This window comes from Actinomadura sp. NPDC048032 (assembly GCF_040653175.1).
In the GTDB taxonomy this organism is placed as follows: Bacteria; Actinomycetota; Actinomycetes; order Streptosporangiales; family Streptosporangiaceae; genus Spirillospora; species Spirillospora verrucosospora.
Genome location: NZ_JBEZJP010000175.1, coordinates 1 through 14,789, shown reverse-complemented (window position 1 = coordinate 14,789; position 14,789 = coordinate 1). Strand labels below are relative to the sequence as shown.

Below are 14,789 nucleotides of genomic sequence, written 5' to 3'. Positions count from 1 at the left end.
CTTCCGCCGTAGCCGCACAGTCATCTACAGCCGAACCACACGGCTGGCTCGTCCGGACATCGACCGGACGAGGCGAACAGACGAGAAAAACAGGTGAAACTGCCATGCGCGAACTCGTTTTCGGGATCTCGAAGGTCGACCGCTTCGACGACCCCGCCAACCCCACCGTCTACGGGATCGAGACCGAGGCCAGCGGCCGCAGCCGCGTCTCGACCGGTGACCGCGACGGGCGGACCGGCTCGGATGCCGCCCGGCACACGACGGACACGACCGTCGTCGAGGAGCAGCGGTAGTCGGCGCGCGCGCCGGCTGTCGCCCAGCCTGGGGCCCGGCAGATCTGCCGGGCCTCCACTCTTCGGTCTCCGGCCGCAGTCCGAGGCCGGTTCGGCAGGAACTGCGATGTCGCAGCTCCTGGGAAGGGCTCGGCGATCCTGAGCAGCCGTCAGCCGACCGTGACGAGCGCCACACCCGCCACGGCGACGGCCATGCCGACGCGCTGGACGGCCCGCAGGCGCTCGCTGTAGGCGACTCTCGCCAGCAGGACGGTGATCGCCGGGTAGAGGGACGTGAGGACGGCCGCGAGGCTGAGCATGCCGTGGTGGACCGCGAGGAAGTACAGCACGTTCGCCCCCGCGTCCAGGCTCCCGGACAGCAGCGCCAGGACGATCAGCTTCCGGCCGGACAGCCTCGGGCCCGCGTTGCCGCCGCGGGCCGCCAGGAACAGCAGCGCGACCGCCACGATGGCGAGGTTGCCGAGGCGGGCGCCGACGATCGGCCAGAGCCCGGTGCCGTCCCCCGCCTCCTTCAGCAGGACGAAGAAGACGCCGAAGCAGCTGCCGGACAGGGCGGCCATCACCGGGCCCGAGTCCAGGAGACGCCGCCGTCCGGCCCCCTCAGCCGCCGGCCCGTCGCCGGCCTCCATGCTGACCAGGCCGATCGCGACGAGGCAGAGCAGGACGCCGAGCAGGACGGACGCGTCCAGCCGCTCGCCCTGGGCGACGCCCACGGCCACCGGGATCACGGCCGCGGCCAGCGCCGACACCGGCGCCACCACGCTCATCGGGCCCCGCGCGAGGGCCCGGTAGAAAGCGATCAGCCCGCCGCCGCCGCAGAGGCCGGCCACGAACCCCCAGGCCATCGGCCCGGGGCTCACGTCACCGCCGGTGAGCAGCGCCGACACCAGCACGACCGCCAGCCCGATCGGAACGCACCAGGTCAGCGCTCTGATCGCGGTCGATCCACGGGTCACGGTCCCGCCGAGGAAGTCGGCGACCCCGTAGGCGAGGGCGGCGGCCAGGGCGAGAACCGTGACCATCAACGCCCGCCGATCAGCCTGGTCTCGATCCGCACGCCGGGCGAGATCGTCCGCAGCCGCTCCGCGAGCCGGTCGCCGGCCTCCGCCAGCCGGTCGAGGGGGTACGGCTCCAGGCGTTCGAAGAGGAACAGGCCGTTCTTCGTGGTCTCCGTCAGCCGCGTCCGGACGCACTGGCGCCAGTTCCAGCGCCGGCAGGTGACGCCCTGGTCGTCCCGCCAGACGACCTCGCCGGGGTTCGGGTGCTCGACCGCGGGCTCACCGCCCGCGACCACGTCGAACGGCTCGTCGCCGGTGGCCCTGACCAGCCGCGCCGGTCCCTGGTAGGCGTCCAGGTCCTCGCCGCCGATGGGCAGCGCGTACTCGACGCTCACCGCGTTGTAGGCGTCCACGACCCTGTTGATGGACGGGAGCGCGTCGGCCCGGCGCAGCAGCGCGTCCACCGAGGGCCGGGTCCGCTGCGGCTTGGCCCCGAACGCGCGGTAGGCCTCGCGCCACGCCTCGACGTGCGGATCGTCCGGGTCCGCCGTCTTCGCCGCCTCGGCCAACCATCCCTCGCCGGTCTCGTCGCTCGGCCCGTTCTCCAGCCCCTCGGCGGTCATGACGAGCACGGCGAAGTCGGGACGCAGCTCCCGCACGGCCTCGTCCACCACGATTCGCTCCAGCATCCCCATCCTCCGCACGGTCACTTTAATGATATCGACATATCATCATATCGACCGTGGCGGAGGATCCCAAGTGAAGCAACGTCCGGCCCCCCGCTTCCAGTCCCGGCCGCCGGCCCGGAGGAGGGAGTTCCCGCCAGCGCTGAAGGTGCGGTCGACGCATCTCAGCGGCATTCGGAGCCGTCCTTCACGTGGCCGACGTTGGGGCACGCGACGTCGGCGTGCCCCGCGCGTGCGGGAGACTGGCATGCGGCGGACCGGAGCGAGGCGGCTGGAGGGCGCTTGAGCGGTCAGGAGGCGATCGGCGAGGCCGTGGCGCGGACGGTGCGGGCCCTGCGGGCCGGGCACGGGTGGAGCCTGGACGAGCTCGCCGGGCGCGCCGGGGTGAGCAAGGGCGTGCTGGTCGGGCTGGAGCAGGGGCGCGGCAACCCGAACCTGGGGACGCTCATCCGGATCTCCGACGCGCTGGGGGTGCCGCTCACCCGGCTCGTCCAGGTCGAGGAGGAGCCGGCGGTGCGGATGTTCCGGCCGGAGCGGCACGTCGTGCTGTGGGAGGGCGAGCACGGCGGGACGGGAACGCTGCTGGCCGGCAGCGACCCGCGCCCGTCGCTGGAGCTGTGGAACTGGGTGCTCCAGCCTGGCGAGACGCGCGAGAGCGACGCGCACGTGCCGGGCACCAAGGAGATCGTGTACGTCCAGGAGGGCACGCTCACTCTGGGCGTGGACGGCCGGTCCGACCTCGTCGAGGCCGGTACGGCCGCCGTCTTCGTCGGCGACCGCCCCCACTCCTACGGCAACGCGAGCACCCGCGAAGTCCGCTTCGTCCTGGCCGTCCTCGACCTCTGACCACACCCCTCATTGTGAGGTCCGGGTTGATCTGGCCACCGCCCATGCCCCTGACCTCCGGTTGGCCACTTCCCTCCGGACGAGTGGGCGGACGGTTGTCTCATTCGAAGTGATAGCTCCTGGTGGCGGTGAGCGGCGGTGATGATCTCGTGGGTGTCGGAGCAGGTCCCCAGCCGGCGCCGCGCCTGTCCGGCCGTCGGGTCCTCGTCGGGGTTAATGTGGCGGCATGGCGAATGATCCCGACTTTGGCGTGTTATTGACGCGGCTCCTCAACTCCCGCCAGACGGACATCGCCTGGCTGGCCTCGGCGTCCGGCATCCCGGAATCCGAGCTGCGCTCGGTGGCCGGCGGCGTGACCCCGTCCGCGTCGCAAGTCGAGGGCCTTGCCGCCGCGCTGGGTTTCCGCACTGCCGACCTCTTCGTGATCGCCGGACTCTCGGTGCCGGAGGCCCTTCAGCCCTGCGAAGCGGCAGCGGGCTCCGAACTCGTGGACCTCATCCATGTCGTGATGGCCCTGCCGGCAGATCAGCGGACCCACATCCACGAAACGGTCGAGAATCTGCCCCAACCGCCCCGCGTCCGGTCAGCCGATCCGCCGCGAGACTTCTACCGGGGGGGCGGTGGCTTGGGCGCGATGCTCGTCACCATGCTGTGCGCCAACCGGAACCTCCATGCCCTGATCGCCGCCGCCAAGACGCTTCACCTGCTGACCCGAGGTCGCATGTACCTGGCCGCCTCCACCTACGCCCGCATCGCCGCGGGCGCGAATCCGTTGAGGCCGGACTGGGTGGGCGGCTTCGCGACCGCCCTCGGCATCCCCGCCGCCGACCTCGCGGCCATCACCGGCACCGACCTGTCCGAGGCGACACCGCCCGAGGATCCCCTGGCTGGCGAGATGGCTGAGTTGCTCTGGGACTGTCGACGTCTGAGGGTGAGCCAGGTCGAGCACGTGTGCGCCGAGGCGGAAGCGATGCTCGTCCCAGTGCCCGACGACGCCTCCGGCAACGACTGGAACCGCGTCCACCATCAGGACGGGACGTGGTGGGGCGCGCCAAGGCGGTAATCCTCAGCGTATCGGGGGCCGAGCGTGTGAGGGCGGGTCCGGGTGGCGGTGCGCGGGTGGGGCTGTTGGGCTGACGTGGGGGCTAGCGCCTGTCTCGAAGTGGCCTGGCCGCACGCGCGAACGCGCTACCTGGCCGGTGGAGCGAAGCCGGAGGCGAGCGGAGCCGGGCAGATCGCGAAGCGATGCCGCGTTCGCCCGGGCCCGGTCACGTGGCGAGCCGCCAGGCGAGCGAAGTGGACCGGGACGTTGAAACACAGCCGCCAGGCGAGCGAAGTGGGCCGGGGCTGCGCAACACAGCTAGCTGGTCAGGCGGACGGGCATGGCCAGGTAGCGGTAGCCGGTGTCGGTGTTCTCGGGGTCGGGCTCGTCGTCCTTCTTGTCGGGGATGGCGGTGAGGAGGGCGGCCTTGGTGGGGCCGGTGCATTCGAGGCGGGCGTACTCGGTGTCGATGCCCGCGAGGCCGTCGAGCAGGTACTGGGGGGCGAAGGCGATGTCGATGTCGTCGCCGTCGAGGTGGGCGCCGACGCTCTCGTTGGCGCGGGCGGAGTCGCCGGTGGCGGCGCGGATGCGGACCTCGTCGGCGGTGAAGGCCAGCCGGATGGGCGTGCCGCGCTCGGTGACGAGGGCGGCGCGCTTGATCGCCTCGACGAAGGGGGCCACGCGGATCTCGGCGACCGACGTCCAGGTGCCGGTGAGGCGGGAACGGTAGTTGATGTACTGGTCGTCGAGGAGCCGGCTGGTCATGCTGCGGCCGCCGCCGGAGATGCCGATCAGGGTGTCGGCGGTGCCGCCGAGGCCGATGGAGACGTCCGCGCCGCGCTTGATCGCCTTGGCGGTGTCGGCGAGGGTGCGGGCGGGGACGACGACCCCCGCGGTGAAGTCGGGCTCCGCGGGGGACCAGGTCAGCTCGCGGGCCGCGATGCGGTACCGGTCGGTGCAGGCGAGCCACATCGTGTCGCCCTCGATGTCGATCCGGACGCCGGTGAGCATGGGCAGGGTGTCGTCGCGTCCGGCCGCCGGGGTGACCTGCGCGACGGCGGCGGCGAACAGGTCGCCGGGGACGGTGCCGGCGACGGCGGGCGGCTCGGGGAGGGTGGGGTAGTCCTCGACGGGGAGCGTCAGGAGGCCGAACTCGGCGGGCCCGCAGCGGACGACGACCTCGGAGCCCTTGGTGAAGACCTCCACGGGCTGGTTCGGGAGGTTGCGCACGATGTCGGACAGCAGCCGTCCGGGGACGAGGCCGCGGCCCGGCTCCGCCACGGCCGCCTCGTCGGTGGCGTGGGCGGACACCTCGTAGTCGAACGCGCCGAGGGTGAGCCCGCCCTGCTCGGTGACCTCGATGAGCATGCCCGCGAGAACGGGGAGCGCGGGACGTGCCGGCAGCGTCCGCGCAGCCCACGCCACCGCGTCGGCCAACGTCTGGCGCTCGACTCGGAACTCCACTGCGATCAGCCCTTCTCCGGTTGGACGGCCATCACGAGCACGGTAACCCGCGGCTCCGACAATCCTCCGCGAGGGTCAGAAGAGCGCGTTCTCGGTGGCCCGGACCTTGCGCTCGAAGTCGAGGAGGTAGCGCTTGCGGTCGAGGCCGCCGCCGTAGCCGGTGAGGGAGCCGGTGGAGCCGACGACGCGGTGGCAGGGCACGATGACGCCGACCGGGTTGCGCCCGTTGGCGAGGCCGACCGCGCGGGACGCGGACGGGCTGCCGATCTCGGTGGCGAGTTCGCCATAGGTGACGGTCTCCCCGTAGGGGATCTCCTGGAGGGCGGCCCAGACGCGCGCCTGGAAGGGCGTCCCGCGGAGGCGGAGCGGCAGCTCGAACTCGGTCAGGTCGCCTGCGAAGTACGCGGAGAGTTGCGCGGCGACGGTGGCGAAGGGTTCGTCTTCGGGGTCGCCTGGGGCGCCGAAGGTCTCCTGGGCTGGACGGTGCCGCTGCATCTCCATGTAGAGCCCGGACAGGGCGCCGTCGGTGGCGACCAAGGTGAGCGGACCTACGACGCTCTCTATGACGACGTGCGTTGTTTCCACAGCGGTTCCTTCAGTTCGCGGGGAGCAGGTTGATGGCGTGGTCGAGGGTGGCCCACAGGTACTGGACGGAGTAGGCGCGCCATGGCCGCCATTGTGCGGCGCGTCGGGTGAGGGCCGCAGGTGTGGCGGGAAGTTCGAGTGCCGCTGCTGCCGCCCTGATGCCGAGGTCGCCGGGGATGAACGCGTCCGGGTCACCGAGGGCTCGCATGGCGATGGTCTCGACGGTCCACGGGCCGAAGCCGGGCAGGGCGGACAAGCGCGCGCGGGCCTCGTCCCAGTCGCTCCCTACGCCGAGGTCGATCTCCCCCTTGGCGAGGGCGTCGACAAGGGTCGTGAGGGTGGTGCGGCGGGTCTTGGGGAAGGCGAGGGAATCCGGGTCGAGTTCGGCAAGGGCGGCGGGGGTCGGGAAGAGGTGCGTCAGCCCGCCGCCCTGGTCGTCGATGGGGTCGCCGTAAGCGGTGACCAGGCGCGCCGCGTGGGTGCGGGCCGCGGCCGTCGAGACCTGCTGGCCCAGGACGGCGCGGACGGCGAACTCGGGGGCGTCCACGGTGCGGGGCACACGGCGCCCGGGGGCCTTGTCCACGAGCGGCGCGAGGACGGGGTCGGTGCGGAGGAGGTCGTCCACGGCGACGGGATCGGCGTCCAGGTCGAGCATCCAGCGGCAGCGGCTGATCGCGATGGGGAGGTCGCGCAGGTCGCTGAGGCTGAGCGTGCAGGCGACGTGGTCCGGCCGGGGCCGCAGGGTGGCGATGCCGTGCCCGTGGGGCAGCCGCATGGCGCGGCGGAACGCGCCGTCCCGCCACTCCTCGACGCCCGGGACGGCGGTGGCGGCGAGGTGCCCGAACAGGTTGTCCGGGCACAGCGGGGCCCGGAACGGCAGCCGCAGCGACAGCGCACCGGCCCCGGCAGGCGGATGTCCCTTCGCGACACGGTCGCGCAGGGCGGACGGGGTGAGCGCGAAAACCTTGCGGACGGTGTCGTTGAAGGCGCGGATGCTGGCGAATCCCGCCGCGAAGGCAACGTCCCCCATGGGGAGGGCTGTCGTCTCGATGAGGAGCCGTGCCGTCTGCGCGCGCTGGGCTCGTGCCAGGGCGAGTGGGCCCGCGCCTAGTTCGGCGTTGAGCTGGCGCTCTATCTGCCGCGTGCTGTAGCCGAGCCGTGCCGCGAGGCCGGGAACGCCTTCTCGGTCGACGACGCCGTCGGCGATGAGGCGCATGGCCCGAGCGACGAGGTCCGCGCGGTGGTTCCATTCGGGGGAGCCAGGGGACGTGTCGGGACGGCAACGTTTGCAAGCCCGGAACCCGGCCTGCTGGGCGGCGGCAGCGCTCGGGTAGAAGCGCATGTTCTCCGGCTTGGGCGGGACCACGGGGCAGCTTGGACGGCAGTAGATCCCGGTGGTCACGACCCCGCCGAAGAACCATCCATCGAAGCGGGCGTCCTTCGCCTGGAAGGCCCGCACGCACCTTTCCACGTCCTCGTGCATGCCTCCAGCATCACCGATGGTCAGGGGTCTTCACTGGCAGGAATCCGACATCATCGTCGCGGCCCGGGTCACCGGCCGCGCGGGCATGACCTCCCAGGTAATCGATCTTCCGCCGCGGGCCCGGCACCGTAGAGGTCATCGGGGCGACGAACCCGAAGAACCAGATGGGAGTCATGACATGAGCGATGTGCAGCAGCGGGTCGAGCGCTACCTGGCCGTGTGGAACGAGACCGACCCGGCCGCCCGGCGCGCAGCGATCGACGAGCTGTGGACGGAGAGCCCCGTCTACGTGGACCCGCTCGGCGTGGCGGAGGGGCGCGACGCGATCGACGCGTTCGTCGGAGCCGCCCAGCAGCAGTTCCCCGGCCTGGTGTTCCGTGCGGCGGGGACGGTGGACGCCCACCACAACGTGGCTCGTTTCACCTGGGAACTCGGTCCGGAGGGCGGCGAGGCGATCGTGGTCGGCTTCGACGTGGCGACGTTCGACGACGAGGGCCGCTTCGACCGGGTCACCGGGTTCCTCGACAAGGTTCCGGCCTGACCTGGCCTTCCGGTCTGTGTCGCAAGAGGGGGGCAGCGTGCCGGACGCCCGTGACGTCCGGCACGCAGGCTCAGAGTTGCCGTAGCGCTCCCCCGTCCACGGCCCATTCGGCGCCGGTGACTTGGGCGGCCAGCGGTGACAGCAGGAAAGTGATGACCCGTGCGACGTCCTGGGGCGTGCCAAGGCGTCCGGTGGGGAGCCGCCGTTCGTCCTGGACGAATCGTTGGATCGCCTCCTCCACCGGTAGGCCGTACTGGTCGGCGAGCTGGTCGGCGAACCCTCCGGGCTCGTCCCACAGCCGCGTGCGGGTCGGGCCAGGCGCGACGACGTTGGAGCGGATCCCGCATCGCCCGAACTCCCCCGCCAGCGTCTTGGACACTGACAGGAGCGCCGTCTTGGACGCCGCATAGTCGACCAGTGGCGTATCGGGAAAACGGGCGGCCTCGCTGGAGACGTGCACGATGCTCCCTGCCCCCTGGTCGATGAGCGCGGGCAGCGCGGCACGGGCCATGCGCACGGCGGCGTGCAGGTTCAGCTCGAACGTCGCGTGCCATTGGGCGTCGGTGACGTCGAGGAACCCGATCCGGGATTCGAGGGCGCCCGCGTTGTTGACGAGGCCGTCCAGGCGTCCGTGCCGTTCCAGCGCGACGTCCACGACGTGCTGCGCGGCGTCGGGCCGGGTGAGGTCGGCGGCCACGTCGACGGGGGAGCGGGCCACCCGCACGACCCGGGCCCCCTCGCGGGCCAGGAGGGCGGCGGTCGCCTCGCCGATCCCGGCGGACGCGCCGGTCACGATGTAGACCCTGCCTTCGAGTTCGAGATCCACGGCGGTCCCCTACGAGCGGCGCAGGAACGCGCCGGCGAGGGCCGCTCCCGCGAGGACGACGGCGACGTTCACGGCCGTCGCCGTGCGGACGCCGCCGAGGACGGACGCGTTCGCGGTGGCCACCGCGCTCATCACCGGGATGCCGAGGGTGATCGCGACCTGCTGCGTCATCGTGGCGAGCCCGGTCGCGAGGCCCTGCTCGCGGTCCGGCAGCCCGGACGTCGCGATCCCCATGAAGGCGACGATCGCGACGAGGTTCCCGAACCCCCCGACGGCGGTGGCGGCGAGCAGCAGGCCGAGGGCGCCGCGCGACTCCCCGAGGCCCAGCAGCGCGGCGGTGGCGGCGGCCTGCAGCACGAGGCCGGACACGAGCGTCGCCCGGCCGCCGAACCGTCCCATGAGGCGGGGCGCGGCGACACCCCCGGCGAACGTCCCGGCGCCGAGGACGCCGAGCGCCAGCCCGGTCGCCAGCGGCGAGAAGCCCAGGACCTTCTGGAGGTAGAGGGTCATCAGGAACACCAGCGACGTCTCCGTGGCGAACGCGACGAACCCGCCCACGTTGCCCCAGGTGACGGTGCGGCGGGTGAGGACGTCCAGCGGCGCGAGCGGGGCCGGGGACCGCCGCTCGACCAGGATGAACGCGGTGAGCAGGACCGCGGCGGCGGCCAGCGCGCCGAGCGCTGCCGGGAAGCCCCAGCCGGCCGACCCGGCGGACGTGATCCCGTAGACGAGGGCGAGGAGGCCGCCGGTCACGGTGACCGCGCCGGGAACGTCCAGCCTCGCCCGGTCCCGGGACCGGCTCTCCGCGACCACGGCGGGCGTGACCGCGAAGATCAGCACCGCGACCGGCACGTTGACGAGGAAGGCCCAGCGCCAGCTCAGCAGGTCGGTCAGCAGGCCGCCGAGGATCGCGCCGACGGTGAACCCGGCCGACATCAGCGCGCCGCTGAGCCCGAGCGCCCGGGTCCGCAGCGGCCCCTCCGGGAAGGACGTGGTGAGCAGCGACAGCGCGGCCGGGGTGGCGATCGCCGTGGCGAGGCCCTGGAGGACGCGTCCGGTGAGCAGCAGCGCCGGTGAGGTGGCCAGCCCGCCGACCAGGGAGCCTCCGGCCAGGAGCGCCATCCCCGCGAGCAGCATCCGGCGCCGGCCGGACAGATCGGCCACGCGGCCGAACAGCAGCGTGAATCCGGCGGCGGGGAGGGCGAACGCCGTGGCGATCCACTGGAGTTCGTCCAGCCCGAAGCCCAGTCCTCTGCCGACGACGGGCATCGCCACGTTCAGGATGGAGAAGTCGATGGCGAGCATGAACTGCGCGCCGAGCAGGAGGGTCAGTACCAGCTTGTGCCGTGACGTCATCCGCTCTGGGGGAGCGGACACTGCGGTAGTGAGTGCGGTCATGGCAGAGACCCTCGCTGCGCTGGGCGCGCTTACCCAGTCCCCGCTCGTTCGTACTACTCCCAGTAGCAGGCTCAGGCACTGGGAGGGAGAGCCAACCTGGCTCCCTGGCGTGACGGCCATCCGGGACCCGTCTCCCTAGGCTCAGCAGCGTTCAGCTGGATCGACCAGGAGGCTTCAGTGCGTGGCAAAGTTCTCGCCCTCGCCCTAGCAGCGGTCAGCGTGACCGCCCTCAGCGCATGCGACGTGGCATTCGCTTCCACCTACGAGGACGACGCCACGCTGAAGGGCAAAATCACCGCTGTGCGACTGGACCAGATCGGGTCCGGCGGCGTGACGCTGCACGGCGGGTCGTCCAAGACGACCCTGCACCGCGAGGTCAAGTACCGAGGTGACAGGCCCGGCGGGCCCACGCACCAGATCGAGAACGGCGTCCTCACCCTGCGCGGCTGCGGCTCCCGCTGCTCGGTGAGCTACACGGTCGAACTCCCGGCCGGCCTTCCCGTGTCCGGCGGCACCTCGAACGGCTCCATCACCCTGTCCAAGGTGGGCAAGGTGGACGTGACCACGGATTCGGGCTCCATCCGCCTGGACGGGGCCACAGGGCCGATCAAGGTCAGAACGGACAACGGCGAGATCCGGGGGAGCGGCCTCAAGGGCGGCATCGACGCCGAGACGGACAACGGCGACGTCACCCTGACCCCCGGTTCGCCGCAGAACGTCCGCGCGAAGACGGACAACGGCGAGGTCACGGTCACCATGCCCGCGGGGCGCTACCGCGTGAGCACGCACACCGGCGACGGAGACCGGCGGCTCGGCATTCCGAACGACCCGTCCGCGGAGTACCGGCTCGACGTCAGCACCAGCAACGGTGACATCACCACCAGGACCGCCTGACCCGTCGGTCCTCGCGCGAGGCGGCCCCGGATAGCCTCGGCCGCATGGCGCGCAACGGCGAACTCGGCGAGTTCCTCAAGTCGCGGAGGGCGCGGCTCCGTCCCGACGACGCCGGCCTGCCCTCCTACGGGACGCGGCGGCGCGTCCCGGGCCTGCGGCGCGAGGAGCTGGCGCAGCTCGCCGGGGTCAGCGTCGCGTACTACATCAGGCTGGAGCAGGGCACGGCCGACGGCGTGTCCACCGAGGTCCTGGACGCGATCTCGCGGGCGCTGCGGCTGGACGGCGACGAGCACGCCCACCTGCACCGGCTCGCTCACCCGCCGCGCCGCGCGCCCCTCACCGCGCCTCCGCGCCTGCGGGCCCCGCTGCAGCACCTGCTCGACGCGTTCACGCACGCGCCCGCCTACGTCGTCGGGCACTACACGAACGTGGTCGCGTGGAACCGGCTCACCGCCGCCGTGTTCGTCGACCTGGCGAACGTCCCGCCGGACGAGCGGACCTGGTCGCACCAGATCCACCTGAACCCCGACTACAAGGCCCGGCTCGGCGGCAATTGGCCGGCGGTGGCCCGCCGCAACGCGGCCTACCTGCGCTTCCGCTCCGGCCAGGACCCGGACGACCCGCACCTGCGCGCGGTCATCGACTGCCTGCGGGAGCGGAGCCCGGAGTTCGGCCGCCTGTGGTCGGCGCACCACGTCACGGACCTGACGAACGGCGAGGCCCGCATCGACCATCCCGAGGTGGGACGGCTCGTCCTGCCGTTCGAGACCCTGCACCTGCCCGGCGACCCCGACCTCAGCCGCCTCATGCTCTACGCGGCCGAACCGGGCTCGCCGTCAGAGGCGGCGCTGCACAGGCTGGCCGAGACGTCCGCGCACCTCTCCAGCGCCGACCTCGCCTGAGGGCGGGCCCGCGGCCGACTCACTCGGCGGCCTTGCGGAAGTGGGCGTCGCGGTCGGCGGTGGCGAGGGCGGTGTTGACCACGGCGATCACCGCGAAGGCGACGGCCGCCGCGGTGTGGCCGACGCCGTGGAAGGCGAGCGCGCCGGCGCCGAACACGGCGGCCTTCACCAGCAGCACGAGCGGCAGCGGGATCTTGAAGCGGGCCCGTGGCGCGGCGAACATGCCCCACAGGACGATCGCGGCCGCGGGCGCACCGAGCCCGAGGACGATGTTGACCAGAACGTTCCCGCCCGTCGTGAAGCCCCACCAGGCGAGGGCGGCGATGGCGGCGAGTTCCAGCAGGAAGGCGAGGCCTTCGTTGGCGGCATGCAAGGCCCCAGGTAGACGCACGCCGATACGGTACTCCTGTGGACGAGATCTCCTGGCAGGAGGGCGGCCGGGACCATCGCGTCCGCTGGCGGTCGGAGAGCGGCGCCCCGCCGCCCCGACGCATCGTGGTCGCCGACGACGAGACGCGCGCGGACGACGCCTATCGCCTGGCGTGCGAAGGCACCGCGCTTCTGTGGCGCGGTGACTTCCAGAACGCGCGGCAGCTTCTCAAGGCCATGGCACGCCGGATCGACCGTCCCCCACGGCGGCGCAAGAACAAGCCCGAACCGGACCGCGCGCAGGCGTTCCACCTGTACCGGCAGGCACGCGCCCAGCGCGCGCGGACGCTCGGCATGCTGCTCATACCGTTCGCCCCCGGTCACGTGATTCCGCTACGGCGGGCCCCGGACGTCCAGGACGCCTGCGCGGAGGCCTACGGGCCGGACGACCAGCCCTACATCACCTCACTGCGAGAGCTGCTCGGCCTGATCGGCGCCCACGAATGGCGCGAGAAGGGCGTCTCGATCCCGGCGCTTGGCGGCGACCGTATACACCCCCACTACGGCGTCTTCTCGCCGGTCAGAGGCGAGTACGTAGACCTGGTGGGCGAGGCACCGCTACCGCCGACGAAAACGGCTTTCGACATAGGAACCGGTACGGGCGTCCTGGCAGCGGTACTGGCACGTCGTGGCATAGAGCACGTCGTCGCCACCGACCAGGACCCGCGCGCGCTGGCCTGCGCCCAGGAGAACGTGGAGCGGCTAAGTGTGAACGTCGAGGTCGTGCAAGCCGACCTCTTCCCGGACGGACGCGCCGGTCTGGCCGTCTGCAACCCTCCCTGGGTTCCCGGCAAGCCCAGCACCCCGCTGGAGCACGCCGTCTACGATCCGGGCAGCCGGATGCTGCGCGGCTTCCTGTCCGGGCTCGCCGACCACCTCGAACCGGGCGGGGAAGGCTGGCTGATCCTTTCCGACCTGGCCGAGCACCTGGGCCTCCGCACGCGGGACGAGCTCCTGGAGATGATCGCCTCGTCCGGCCTGCGGGTCGCGGGCAGGCTCGACACCGCGCCGCGCCACCCGCGCGCCGCCGATCCCGACGACCCCCTCCACGCGGCCCGCGCCGCCGAGACCACGTCCCTGTGGCGGCTCACCGCCGGGTGACGCCGGTCAGCGGTGGCTGCGGTGCGCGGTCTCCGGGCCGATGACGCGCAGCAGGTCGAGGGACTCGATGCTGCCGGTGCCGGGCGGCGGTGTGAACACGAAGAGCCGCTGGTCCTCGGCCGGGGTCAGCAGCGCCTCGGTGTCGAACTCGATGAAGCCGACCTCCGGGTGGACGACCTTCAGCCGGCTGGTGCGCTCGACGGCGACCTCGTGCCGTTCCCAGACTCGGGTGAACTCGTCGCTGGCCGCGTGCAGCCGTTCGACCAGGGCGGACGCGGCCGCGTCGTTGCCCCGCCGCGCGACGGCCGCCCGCAGCTGGGCGACGTGTCGGCGGCCGTGCGGCTCATGCTCCTCCTCCGGGTACGCCTCCCGGACGAACGGGTCGGTGAACCACCGCCACACGATGTTCCGGTTGGGCTCCTCCACCGTGCAGACGCATCCGAAAAGGGCCTCGGCCAGCGCGTTCTGCGCCAGGAGGTCCCCGAGGTCGCCGATGATCTGTGCCGGCGTCTCGTGCAGCCGGTCCAGCAGGTACAGCATGCTCGGCCGGACGTACTCGCCCGCGAACGGCCCGGCGGGCGGGCGGTGCCCGGCGAGGACGTACAGGTGGTCGCGCTCGTCGATCGTGAGCCGCAGCGCGCGGGCGAGCGCGCCGAGCAGCTGCGTGGACGGCTGCGGGCTGCGGGCCTGCTCAAGGCGCATGTAGTAGTCCGCCGACATGCCGGCGAGCTGCGACACCTCCTCGCGGCGCAGCCCCGGGGTGCGGCGCCGGGGGCCCGCCGCCAGCCCGACCTCCTGAGGGCGCAGCCGCTCGCGGGAGCGGCGGAGGAAGTCGGCGAGCTCCTTGCGGTCCATCTCCATGCCCCCATGATTCCGCTCCGTCCGGAATGCCCGTAGAGCTGAGACTGGGACCGGTTGTCCTAGCCAGAACCGTCCGATTCTCATCGCGGCCCGGCCTTGCGAGCGTTGACGGCGTCCAGCGACACCACTGAGAAGGACGACCGCCATGCCGAAGGTCACAGTTGGAAACGCCACCGTCCCCTACCGCGTCGAGGGCTCCGGGCCCGCGCTCGTCCTCGTGCACGGCGTCGGGCCCGGCTCGGCCATGTGGGACCAGATGCTCGACCGGTTCACCGATCACCGCACCGTCGTCCTGCCCGACCTCTCCGGCAGCGACCCCGCCCGCGACGACGGCTCCCCGCTCACCATCGAGGGGCTCGGCGCGGAGGTCAACGCCGTGATCGAGGAGGCCGGCACGGGCCCCGCCGACGTGGTCGGGTTCTCGCTCGGCGCCCCGACCG

General features: G+C 72.3%; 17 protein-coding genes. 8 read left to right on the top strand and 9 right to left on the bottom strand.

Annotated elements, in window-relative coordinates:
* Positions 1-104 precede the first annotated feature (104 nt).
* Positions 105-293, top strand: a complete 189-nt coding sequence (locus AB0C69_RS22475; protein WP_360356500.1) for a hypothetical protein — start codon at positions 105-107, stop codon at positions 291-293.
* A 149-nt stretch (positions 294-442) separates the two neighbouring features.
* On the opposite strand, the gene AB0C69_RS22470 is transcribed toward AB0C69_RS22475, so the two are convergent.
* Complete coding sequence (locus AB0C69_RS22470) at positions 443-1,315, bottom strand: EamA family transporter (protein ID WP_360356498.1); 873 nt, start codon at positions 1,313-1,315, stop codon at positions 443-445.
* Entirely contained in the window at positions 1,315-1,980 is a 666-nt protein-coding gene (locus AB0C69_RS22465; protein ID WP_360356495.1) for a phenylalanine--tRNA ligase beta subunit-related protein, read from the bottom strand. Before AB0C69_RS22465 ends, AB0C69_RS22470 begins: the two co-directional genes overlap by 1 nt.
* 279 nt (positions 1,981-2,259) lie before the next feature.
* Here AB0C69_RS22465 and AB0C69_RS22460 point away from each other — a divergent pair, with 279 nt between their 5' ends.
* A complete protein-coding gene (locus AB0C69_RS22460) occupies positions 2,260-2,823 on the top strand; it encodes an XRE family transcriptional regulator (RefSeq protein ID WP_360356491.1) in 564 nt (187 codons plus the stop codon).
* Positions 2,824-3,049: 226 nt separating this feature from the next.
* Entirely contained in the window at positions 3,050-3,886 is an 837-nt protein-coding gene (locus AB0C69_RS22455) for a hypothetical protein (RefSeq protein ID WP_360356488.1), read from the top strand.
* Between the two features lie 297 nt (positions 3,887-4,183).
* On the opposite strand, the gene dnaN is transcribed toward AB0C69_RS22455, so the two are convergent.
* The 3 genes from dnaN to AB0C69_RS22440 all read right to left on the bottom strand — a co-directional run bounded on the left by dnaN (position 4,184) and on the right by AB0C69_RS22440 (position 7,397).
* Positions 4,184-5,329 carry a DNA polymerase III subunit beta gene (gene dnaN / locus AB0C69_RS22450; RefSeq protein ID WP_360356485.1) on the bottom strand — a complete coding sequence of 382 codons (1,146 nt, stop codon included), beginning with the start codon at positions 5,327-5,329 and terminating at the stop codon, positions 4,184-4,186.
* Between the two features lie 75 nt (positions 5,330-5,404).
* Positions 5,405-5,914: a methylated-DNA--[protein]-cysteine S-methyltransferase gene (locus AB0C69_RS22445; RefSeq protein ID WP_360356483.1), complete on the bottom strand. Its 510-nt coding sequence runs from the start codon at positions 5,912-5,914 to the stop codon at positions 5,405-5,407.
* A 10-nt stretch (positions 5,915-5,924) separates the two neighbouring features.
* Positions 5,925-7,397, bottom strand: coding sequence for an AlkA N-terminal domain-containing protein (locus AB0C69_RS22440; RefSeq protein WP_360356480.1), 1,473 nt, complete (start codon positions 7,395-7,397; stop codon positions 5,925-5,927).
* A 178-nt stretch (positions 7,398-7,575) separates the two neighbouring features.
* Between AB0C69_RS22440 and AB0C69_RS22435 the strand changes: the two genes are divergently transcribed.
* The gene (locus AB0C69_RS22435) at positions 7,576-7,938 is read left to right on the top strand and encodes a nuclear transport factor 2 family protein (protein ID WP_185029635.1); all 363 of its coding nucleotides are present in this window, start codon (positions 7,576-7,578) and stop codon (positions 7,936-7,938) included.
* Between the two features lie 70 nt (positions 7,939-8,008).
* Here AB0C69_RS22435 and AB0C69_RS22430 read toward each other — a convergent pair whose 3' ends face one another.
* Positions 8,009-8,764 carry an SDR family oxidoreductase gene (locus AB0C69_RS22430; RefSeq protein ID WP_345178771.1) on the bottom strand — a complete coding sequence of 252 codons (756 nt, stop codon included), beginning with the start codon at positions 8,762-8,764 and terminating at the stop codon, positions 8,009-8,011.
* 9 nt (positions 8,765-8,773) lie between these two features.
* On the bottom strand, positions 8,774-10,162 hold the full coding sequence (locus AB0C69_RS22425) for an MFS transporter (RefSeq protein ID WP_360356477.1): 1,389 nt from the start codon (positions 10,160-10,162) through the stop codon (positions 8,774-8,776).
* Positions 10,163-10,405: 243 nt separating this feature from the next.
* On the opposite strand from AB0C69_RS22425, the gene AB0C69_RS22420 reads away from it, so the two are divergent.
* Both AB0C69_RS22420 and AB0C69_RS22415 read left to right on the top strand, forming a co-directional pair.
* The gene (locus tag AB0C69_RS22420) at positions 10,406-11,056 is read left to right on the top strand and encodes a DUF4097 family beta strand repeat-containing protein (protein ID WP_360356474.1); all 651 of its coding nucleotides are present in this window, start codon (positions 10,406-10,408) and stop codon (positions 11,054-11,056) included.
* A 44-nt stretch (positions 11,057-11,100) separates the two neighbouring features.
* Complete coding sequence (locus AB0C69_RS22415) at positions 11,101-11,958, top strand: helix-turn-helix domain-containing protein (RefSeq protein ID WP_353833984.1); 858 nt, start codon at positions 11,101-11,103, stop codon at positions 11,956-11,958.
* Positions 11,959-11,977: 19 nt separating this feature from the next.
* On the opposite strand, the gene AB0C69_RS22410 is transcribed toward AB0C69_RS22415, so the two are convergent.
* Positions 11,978-12,349, bottom strand: a complete 372-nt coding sequence (locus AB0C69_RS22410) for a YrdB family protein (protein ID WP_360356472.1) — start codon at positions 12,347-12,349, stop codon at positions 11,978-11,980.
* A gap of 17 nt (positions 12,350-12,366) precedes the next feature.
* Between AB0C69_RS22410 and AB0C69_RS22405 the strand changes: the two genes are divergently transcribed.
* Positions 12,367-13,488 carry a class I SAM-dependent methyltransferase gene (locus tag AB0C69_RS22405; RefSeq protein WP_360356469.1) on the top strand — a complete coding sequence of 374 codons (1,122 nt, stop codon included), beginning with the start codon at positions 12,367-12,369 and terminating at the stop codon, positions 13,486-13,488.
* A 6-nt stretch (positions 13,489-13,494) separates the two neighbouring features.
* On the opposite strand, the gene AB0C69_RS22400 is transcribed toward AB0C69_RS22405, so the two are convergent.
* Positions 13,495-14,349 (bottom strand): helix-turn-helix transcriptional regulator, encoded by an 855-nt coding sequence (locus tag AB0C69_RS22400; protein WP_345178759.1) that lies wholly within the window; start codon positions 14,347-14,349, stop codon positions 13,495-13,497.
* Between the two features lie 145 nt (positions 14,350-14,494).
* Between AB0C69_RS22400 and AB0C69_RS22395 the strand changes: the two genes are divergently transcribed.
* On the top strand, positions 14,495-14,789 hold a 295-nt coding region (locus AB0C69_RS22395), incomplete at its 3' end, for an alpha/beta hydrolase (protein WP_360356466.1).